This is a genomic window from Helicobacter bilis, assembly GCF_900198365.1.
GTDB classification, from domain to species: domain Bacteria; phylum Campylobacterota; class Campylobacteria; order Campylobacterales; family Helicobacteraceae; genus Helicobacter_A; species Helicobacter_A bilis_B.
On the sequence record NZ_FZMS01000109.1, the window covers coordinates 1 to 2024 of the forward strand.

Here is a 2024-nt window from a genome sequence, read left to right on the forward strand (position 1 = left end):
AGAAATCGCTGCGTTAAAAGATTCTATAACTATGCAAAGTAACGCACATTTAGGAAGTGGATACTTAGGTGGAGTGATGAGCGGTAAAAGTATAGAAAGACTAGCTAAGAATCCTAAAGCAAAGGCTGTAATGGAGAGAATATATTTAAAAAAAGATATAATTCCAAAAATACAACAAGGCAAAAAAGTGGATACGCAAGAAGTTATAAAAATACTAGAAAATAGCCCACAAAAAGGCGATGATAAAATCCTTATAGGTGCAGAAAATCTTAACGCTGAAGTAATTCAATGGGCGATAGATAACAACAAGAAAATACCTATCAATACGCTTGATGAGACAAAAGCCAAATAATTAGGTTTTAGAATTCCACAAAAAACCACAAGAAGCATAACGCCAAGCGAAGTGATACATACGCTAAAAAGGCACGGCGAAAACTCACCTATGGTAAAAAATGGAAACCAAAAGGCTGTAACGCTTGATGAAATCGCAAAATACCAAAGCTATGCGGATAAAGCCGATAGAAAAACCTTGACAAAAGACCATAAAGGCAAGGAAATTTTACTAAGCGGTAAGCAAATAAATGGATACTATGTAGTTGTAGAAGAGATACGACAAAAGGTTAATGAACTAAGTTTTAAAACTATGTATTTTGAAAAAGGGGATTTAAGCAAGTCAAACGCCTTTAAAAACGCTAACCATTAGAATCTAATGGCGTCCCCGACATACACGATTAACGCTGGAAACTTAGATAACGCACTAAACCTTTAAGGCTTATCTCTAAAGGCTTACTAAATTGTATCACAAAATCCCAAACAAAACAAGCCCCTATATTTCAATTAAAAAAGTAAATACAATAAATATGTATCGCTTATGTTTTAAGCAATAAAGCATAAGTCCCCATTCTTAGCATATGCGTAGTGGGATTAACTTTAAGATAGTATATAAACAATAGGGGATATAATAAAAAAATGCAATACAACAAACCCCCTTTAGCATTTATGGGAAATAAGAAAAACATGCTAAAACATATAAAGCAAGTTTTGCAAGATATGCAAGGCGATGGATATATAAACGATGAAACAATATTTTTAGATGTATTTGGCGGTAGTGGCTTAATCTCACATAATATAAAGCAATGGTATCCTAAAAATAGGGTTATATGGAATGATTATGACAACTATCAGAAAAGACTAGATGGCATAAGCGATACAGAGATATTAAGGGCAAAGATTTATGAAGTATTTGGTATTAATGATTCAAAAGAAAAATTCACACAAGCACAGAAGCAAGAGATACAAGACTTTCTAAAGAATACGAACAACAAATCATAGATGAGTATGCAAAAAGTGGAAAAATAAAGGGAAACCCTCATACTGAAATGCAAAATCCTCATGTTGAGCCGCAAGGCGAAACATCTCATTTAAATGAAAAAATCGATTCTAATTTCACATACACCACACAAGAAACAAAAGGTATAAAAGTTTTAAGAAATGATTTAATAGGAGTATTGAGCCCATATAAAACCCAGCCCATAACAAACAAAGAAACAGGAATGCAAGGCTTTATAACGACTAATGAGATTAATAAAATATCAAGTAAAAAGGCAATAGATAAAAGTATCGCAAACGGATTTAGTAGAGACGAGCATTTTAAAGTAGCACAAGATTTAAAAAGCCTTTTTGAGAATAGCAAATTAAAAGAATCACACGCAGACAATAAGCAAAGGGAACATATAAAAGTGCATAGATTTATACAAGATTTAAGTATAAATGATAAAGAAGCACAAGCAAAAATTACACTATTTGAAAAAATAGAAGGGAAAAACAGAATCTATACTTTAGAATTAGAAGGTTTAGATAAACCCGATTCCTTAAGCGTTAGTATGCGTAACGCAGAATCGGCGGTTAAAGCTCAATCGGTGGCGACCGCACACCCTGAAACCACTACTATTGCTAAAACCGATACTGACATTATACCACAAAATCTGCCAGAAGTCTATAGGCACATGTTAGATGAAATAGAC

General features: G+C 33.3%; 4 protein-coding genes. All 4 read left to right on the plus strand.

What is annotated here, in order from left to right:
• Positions 1-352: hypothetical protein (locus C6H08_RS11105; RefSeq protein ID WP_411698108.1), on the plus strand; the 352-nt coding region annotated here is incomplete at its 5' end.
• A 12-nt stretch (positions 353-364) separates the two neighbouring features.
• Entirely contained in the window at positions 365-703 is a 339-nt protein-coding gene (locus tag C6H08_RS11110) for a PBECR3 domain-containing polyvalent protein (protein WP_267892905.1), read from the plus strand.
• Positions 704-999: 296 nt separating this feature from the next.
• Entirely contained in the window at positions 1000-1332 is a 333-nt protein-coding gene (locus tag C6H08_RS11115) for a DNA adenine methylase (protein ID WP_267892906.1), read from the plus strand.
• 47 nt (positions 1333-1379) lie between these two features.
• Positions 1380-2024, plus strand: a 645-nt coding sequence (locus tag C6H08_RS11120; RefSeq protein ID WP_104686215.1) for an LPD3 domain-containing protein, incomplete at its 3' end; no start/stop codon positions are given.

Bases quoted from the DNA above. Each gene is read 5' to 3' on its own strand.
- C6H08_RS11115 (WP_267892906.1), top strand. From the start codon at position 1,000: ATGGGAAATAAGAAAAACATGCTAAAACATATAAAGCAAGTTTTGCAA.